The organism is Variovorax sp. P4_D9 (assembly GCF_056401695.1).
Genome location: NZ_JBFUIU010000542.1, coordinates 1 through 6,183, shown reverse-complemented (window position 1 = coordinate 6,183; position 6,183 = coordinate 1). Strand labels below are relative to the sequence as shown.

The following is a 6,183-nucleotide window of genomic DNA, read 5'->3' as shown; positions in this document are numbered from 1 at the left end:
TCGATCTCGTCGAGGTAGGGCTTGCCGGGCTTCCAGTAGGCGTCGTTGCGCACCACGAGCGAGCGCACGCCAGGCTTGAACTCCTTGAGCTTGTACGGCCCGGTGCCGATGCCAGCATTGAAGTCGGTCGTGCCTTCCTTGACGATCTGGAAGTGGAAGGTGCCCAGGATCACCGGCAGGTCGGCGTTCGGCGCGCTGAGCACCACCGTCACCTCGTTGGGGCCGGTGGCCTTGACGCTGTCGATCTGGTCGGCCAGCGCCTTGGCCTTGGAAGCGGTGGCCGGGTCCTTGTGGCGCATGACCGAGAACACCACGTCGGCCGGCGAGAGCGCCTTGCCGTCGTGGAACACCACGCCCTTGCGCAGCGTGAAGACCCAGGTCTTCGCATCCTTGGTGGTGAAGGACTCGGCCAGCGCGGGCTGCGGCGTCAGGCCGCCGTCCAGCGAGGTGAGGCCGTTGTAGATCATGTTGCAGCGCGAGTAGTCGGTCTGGTTCGACTGCTTGGCCGGGTCCAGCGTGTCGGTGGCGGCGGCCGTTGCGCCGGCGACGCGGATGCGCCCGCCCTTCCTGGGCGTCTGTGCATGCGCGCTCATCGCCACGCCCGCCAGGCTGCCGGCCAGCGTGGCCTGCATGCCGCCGGCCATCAGCATCGCGAGGATGTCGCGCCGCGTGGCGCCGCGCCGCAGCGACTCCATCGCGCGAAGGCTTTCGCGCGGACCGACAAATCGAGCCAATGGGTTGTGGTTGTCGCTCATGGGATGTCTCCTGGTGGATCTGATTATTGAAAAACGTGAGGAAAGAATCTCGTCGCGCGGGCGTCTCAGGCGAGCCGATCCTTGAGCCGGTAGTACAGGCCCACCGCCGGCAGAAACCAGGGCGGACCAAAATGCCCCGGGATGGCGGGCCAGTGGCGCTCGCGCCACGGGTTGGCCTCGGCATCGCCCGCCATCACGGCGGCCATGCACTCGCCCATGTGGACCGACATCTGGGTGCCGTGGCCGCTATAGCCCGTCGAGTAGTAGAGGCCGTCGCGCTCGCCGGCATGCGGCAGGCGGTCCTGCGTCACGTCGACCAGGCCGCCCCAGCAGTAGTCGAGGCGCACGTTGCGCAATTGCGGGAAAGTTTCAGCCAATCCGGCGCGCAGGATCTCGCCGCTCGCGGCGTCCGACTGCGGGCTGGAGATCGCGAAGCGCGCCCGCCCGCCGAAGACCAGCCGGTGGTCCGTGGTGAGCCGGAAGTAATGGTGGATGTTCGCCACCGTCACGTAGGTGCGCCGGGCCGAGAGCAGGGCCTGCGCGCGCTCGGCGCCCAGCGGCTCGGTGACCACGATGAAGCTGCCGATCGGCACGATGCGGCGGCGCAGCCAGCCGAAGCTGCCGTAGCCGCCGTGGCGCGTCGCGCCGGTGGCCAGCAGCACCTGCTCTGCGGCGACGGTGCCGCTCGCCGTGTGCAGCCGAGGTGCATGGCCCTGGCCCAGGCGCTCGATGCGCTGCACGCTCGTGCCGGTGTGGATCTGCGCACCGTTGCGCTCGGCTGCTGCGGCCAGGCCCTGCGCGAAGCGGCCCATGTGCATCTGGCCGCTGCGCTTGTAGAGCAGGCCGCCGTGGAAGCGCTCGCTCTGCACTTCGGCGCGCACGCGCGCCGCATCGAGGATCTCGACATCGGTGTCGACGCGGTCGGCGACCAGGCGCTCGGCGCTGCGTTGGAGCGCCGTCATCTGGCCGGGACGCGTCGCAAGCTTGAGCTTGCCGTGGCGCAGGAAGTCGCAATCGATGGCCTCGTCGCGCACCAGCCGCTCGACCGTGTCCACGGCGTCGTCGTAGGCGCGGTACCAGGCACGGGCCCGGTCGGCACCGAACTTCGCGGCCACCTCGGCATATTCCACCGCCAAGCCGTTGTTGACATGGCCGCCGTTGCGCCCCGAGGCTTCGGCGGCCACGCGCTCGCCGGCCTCCAGCACCACCACCTTGGCGCCGCGCTTCGCCAGCGCCAGCGCCGCCGAAAGGCCCGTGAAGCCGCCGCCGACGATCGCCACGTCGACCTGCGCCGGCAGCTCATGCGGCTCGGGCACGAAGGCAGGCGCCGAACTGGTCCAGTAGGAGTCGAGCTTCATGGCGTGGGGCGCGTGGCTGGGGCAATTAGAGGCCGACGACGCCGGGCAGGCCGCCGATGTCCTGGATCTCGACGTAGCGGTAGGCCGGGTTGCCCGGGCCATGGCCACGGTTGACGAACACCTTGTTGACGATGCCCAGGTCGTCCGCCGACATCAGGTCGTAGCGCAGGCTGGAAGACACGTGCAGCACGTCTTCGGGGTTGCAGCCCAGCGAGTCGAGCATGTATTCGAAGGCCTTCAGGCGCGGCTTGTAGGCCTGCGCCTGCTGCGCGGTGTAGACGCGGTGGAAGGGCGCGCCGAGCATCGCCACGTTCTTCTGGATCTGGTCGTCCGAGGCGTTCGACAGGATCACCAGCGGGATCTCCTTGGCGATCTTGGCCAGGCCGGCGGGCACGTCCGCATGCGGGCCCCAGGTGCGCACCGCGTCGTAGTACTTCTGCGCTTCGCTGTCGAGGTACTGGATCTTCCACTTCTTGCAAAGGCGGCGCACCGCGTTCTTCAGCACCACCTCGTAGGGTTGCCAGTCGCCCAGCACTTCGTCGAAGCGGTAGGCGCTGAAGTCGGCGATGAACTGCTCCATGCGCTCGGCCGGGATGCGGTCGGCGAACATGTCGCGCGCCATGTCGCCCATGCGGAAGCGCGTCAGCGTGCCGTAGCAGTCGAAGGTGATGTACTTGGGACGGAAGGGCATGATGGTCTCTATTCCTTAAATGAAAGATGCAAATGCGACGAACTCATGACGAAGCGATTGCAGCACGCAGCCGCGTCGAGGTTGTAGGGAAATGAAGTGCCTGGCGCACGAAAGCTGCGGTTTGAGGGGGCGCCGGCGGCATGCCGTGCGGTCTGCCTTTGCGTGTGCAGCCACGCACCTCGGTGCGTGGCTGCGAAGGCGATGCGCACGCTTTTGAAGCGGCAGCGGCTGCGTCAGGCTCAGGCCATGATCCACACCTTGCGCACGGTCTCGAGGGTGCGCCAGGTGCCGGTGTAGCCTGGCTTCATGATGAAGCAGTCCCCGGCCTTGTAGACCACTGGGGACTGTCCGTCCTCGGTGAGCTCGACCACGCCGGACAGGATCAGGCAGAATTCCCAGGTCTCGCCCTTGATGGAGCGGTTGACGCCGGGTGTCGACTCCCACACGCCAGCGCGCACCTTGTCGTCCTTGGCGCTGTCGACGTCCCAGTTGCGGCACACGATGTCGCCTTCGATGACGCGTTCGGCCGGCGGCCGGTATTCGCGCGGTTCGCCGAGTTGGTCGAAGTTGAAGTTGATGAGCAGATTTTTTGACATGGAAAGCGGACTTTCAGGAGGGTGGAACACGACCCTGATGCTATGTTTAGGTGTTCTCGGGTTGGTGCCGAAGCCGATGCCGAAAACGGTGGCAAATGCGCGATTGGCTGCGCGGCAAAGCGCAATCTGCTTGCGCGCGCAATGCCTGAGACTGCCGCGATCAGTTGGAGAAGCCGATGCCTGCCGCCAATGCCGCTCCGGGCCTCGATCAGCTCGGCCCAGCGCCGCAGTATTCGGGCGCGTGCACGGGGCGCTCCCGTAGCCCAATCCGAAGTCTGGAATGCGGGCTGCGCATCGCTCACCGCGCGGTCGACGATGGTTGCGGCAGCGATGGGCACTTCGGCGTAGATCATCCCATCGGATGGGCGATGAACCTCCAGCACGTCACCCTCGCCATTGACCAGCACACCCCCGATGAAGTATCCGTTTGGAAAGGAGGTCTTGTCAGGGTCGAATTCAAGCATGTTCAAGTCCCGGTCGAAGCTTTGCATGGCGAACGATGCTAGGGAGATCGGCCCATCATTTGTATGCGTAAGCAGGCCCGCCGCTGCAGCGAATTGCAAAACAGGCACGCTTTGCAGGCGAAGCTTGCGAGTTGCGAAAGAGCGCGAATTCGGTCTGGCGAAAGGCGCGGATGTCATCCAAGATGAGCTGCCCTTTTGCTCGCACGAAGACCTGCCGATGCCCGCCCAGACACTGAACGCACCCGCTCTCGACGGCGTGGTGCTGAGACCGATGACCGCGGCCGACCTGCCGCTCGCGCACGCATTGACCGCCGAGCTGCGCTGGCCGCACCGCCCCGCGGATTGGGCGCAGGTCTTCGCCCATGCCGAGGGTATCGTCGCCGAGCGCGACGGCGAGCTGGTCGGCACCGCCCTGCGTTGGCGCTGGGGCGAGCGCCACGCCACCATCGGCCTCGTGATCGTGTCGCCGGCCTGCCAGGGGCGCCGCCTCGGCCACCGGCTGATGAGCGCGCTGCTCGAAGAGCTGGGGGAGCACACGGTGCTGGTGCATGCCACCGCCGAAGGCCGAGGCCTCTACGAGCGCCTGGGCTTCGTGCGCATCGGCGAGCTGCGGCAGCACCAGGGCGTGGCCCAGCCGGCGCCGCTGGTCGCGCTGGCCACGGGCTGGCGCCTGCGGCCTGCCGGCCATAGCGAGGCGGCATCGCTGCAGGCGCTCGATGCCGCTGCACGCGGCATGCCGCGCGATGCGCTGATTGCAGATCTGCTCGCCGCGTCCGATGCCTGCGTGGTGCTCGACCACGACAACGCGCCGCAAGGCTTCGCGATGCTGCGCCGCTTCGGGCGCGGGCACGCGATCGGTCCGGTGGTGGCGCCCGATGCCGAAGGCGCGAAGGCGCTGATCGCGCACCTCGCCGGGATGAATGCCGGAAACTTCATGCGCATCGACATCGACTTCGCCAGCGGCCTGGCCGAATGGCTCGAGAGCTTCGGCCTGTTGCGCGTGGATGCGCCGACGACGATGGTGCGCGGCACGCCGCTCGCCTCGCCGCCCGGCGGACCGGCGCTGTTCGCGATCGTCACGCAGGCCGTGGGCTGAGTTCTATGGGCTCGACCACCTTCCTCTACAAGTCCGACCCGGTGCGCGGCCGCCAGTGGGCCGAGGTGTTCCGGCGCCGCGCGCCCGGGATCGACTTCCGTATCTGGCCCGACATCGGCGACCCGGCGCAGGTGCGCTTCCTCGCGGCCTGGGAGCCGCCGCCGCAGCTGGCCGAGCGCTTCCCGAACCTGAAGGTGCTGTTCTCTTCCGGCGCCGGCGTCGACCAGTTCGACTTCGCGGCGCTGCCGCCGGACTTGCCGGTGGTGCGCATGGTGGAGCCAGGCATCGTGCAGGGCATGGTCGAGTATGTGACGCATGCGGTGCTCGGCCTTCATCGCGACATGCCGCGCTACCGGCGCCAGCAGCAGCAGGGCCAGTGGCGCCCCTTGGCCGTGCGGCCCGCCGGCGAGCGGCGCGTGGGCGTGCTGGGGCTCGGCTCGCTTGGCCAGGCAGTGCTGGCGCAGCTCGTCGGCCTGGGCTTCGACTGCGCCGGCTGGAGCCGTTCGCGGCATGCGGTCGAAGGCGTGGAATGCCATGCCGGCGCCGATGAGCTGCCGGCCTTTCTTGCACGCACCGACATCCTCGTGTGCCTGCTGCCGTTGACCGATTCGACGCGCGGCTTTCTCGATGCGCGCCTGTTCTCGATGCTGCCCGAAGGTGCGGGCCTGGTGCACGTCGGCCGCGGGCCGCAGCTCGTGGACGCCGACCTGCTGGCCGCGCTGGCCAGCGGCCGGATCGGCGATGCCGTGCTCGACGTGACCGACCCCGAGCCGCTGCCGCCGGAGCATGCCTTCTGGCGCCATCCGCACGTCCAGCTCACGCCGCACATCGCGAGCATGACGCAGCCGCTGAGTGCGGCGGAGGTGGTGCTCGACAACCTGCGCCGCTTCGAGGACGGCGAGCCGATGATCGGGCTCGTCGATCGCGCGCGAGGGTACTGAGGCGCGCCGCACGATCTGCTGTCGCGACGCGCACAACCGCAGGCTGCATCGCACAAAGCCCTCAATGCAGCACCCGCACGAGGGGCACGCGGCCTAAGCTTTTGGACATCCAAAGGCCCGACTCCCGCCCCTTCATGACACACCCCATCGCATTGCCCAACAAGGCCGCGCTCGACGCCATCGACCGCGCCCACCTCATCCACCCCGTCTCGCCCTGGCGCGTGCACGAAGAGCGCGGGCCCACCGTGCTCGCCTCGGGCCGCGGCGCGTGGCTGACCGATG

Annotated in this window: 6 protein-coding genes and 2 pseudogenes; 3 read left to right on the top strand and 5 right to left on the bottom strand. The window is 68.3% G+C overall.

What is annotated here, in order from left to right:
* From AC1DY5_RS38180 to AC1DY5_RS38160, 5 genes and pseudogenes are all read right to left on the bottom strand, one after another.
* Positions 1-755: ABC transporter substrate-binding protein (locus AC1DY5_RS38180; protein WP_478119660.1), on the bottom strand; the 755-nt coding region annotated here is incomplete at its 3' end.
* A 65-nt stretch (positions 756-820) separates the two neighbouring features.
* Complete coding sequence (locus AC1DY5_RS38175; protein WP_478119659.1) at positions 821-2,113, bottom strand: NAD(P)/FAD-dependent oxidoreductase; 1,293 nt, start codon at positions 2,111-2,113, stop codon at positions 821-823.
* A 25-nt stretch (positions 2,114-2,138) separates the two neighbouring features.
* Positions 2,139-2,804: a haloacid dehalogenase type II gene (locus tag AC1DY5_RS38170; RefSeq protein WP_478119658.1), complete on the bottom strand. Its 666-nt coding sequence runs from the start codon at positions 2,802-2,804 to the stop codon at positions 2,139-2,141.
* 239 nt (positions 2,805-3,043) lie between these two features.
* Entirely contained in the window at positions 3,044-3,400 is a 357-nt protein-coding gene (locus tag AC1DY5_RS38165; protein WP_478119657.1) for a cupin domain-containing protein, read from the bottom strand.
* A gap of 254 nt (positions 3,401-3,654) precedes the next feature.
* Positions 3,655-3,753 (bottom strand): annotated as a pseudogene (locus AC1DY5_RS38160) (hypothetical protein); the annotation flags it as partial.
* A 328-nt stretch (positions 3,754-4,081) separates the two neighbouring features.
* Between AC1DY5_RS38160 and AC1DY5_RS38155 the strand changes: the two are divergent.
* From AC1DY5_RS38155 to AC1DY5_RS38145, 3 genes and pseudogenes are all read left to right on the top strand, one after another.
* Positions 4,082-4,960: a GNAT family N-acetyltransferase gene (locus AC1DY5_RS38155; RefSeq protein WP_478119656.1), complete on the top strand. Its 879-nt coding sequence runs from the start codon at positions 4,082-4,084 to the stop codon at positions 4,958-4,960.
* A 5-nt stretch (positions 4,961-4,965) separates the two neighbouring features.
* The gene (locus AC1DY5_RS38150; protein ID WP_478119655.1) at positions 4,966-5,901 is read left to right on the top strand and encodes a 2-hydroxyacid dehydrogenase; all 936 of its coding nucleotides are present in this window, start codon (positions 4,966-4,968) and stop codon (positions 5,899-5,901) included.
* A gap of 134 nt (positions 5,902-6,035) precedes the next feature.
* Positions 6,036-6,183, top strand: a pseudogene (locus AC1DY5_RS38145) (aspartate aminotransferase family protein); the annotation flags it as partial.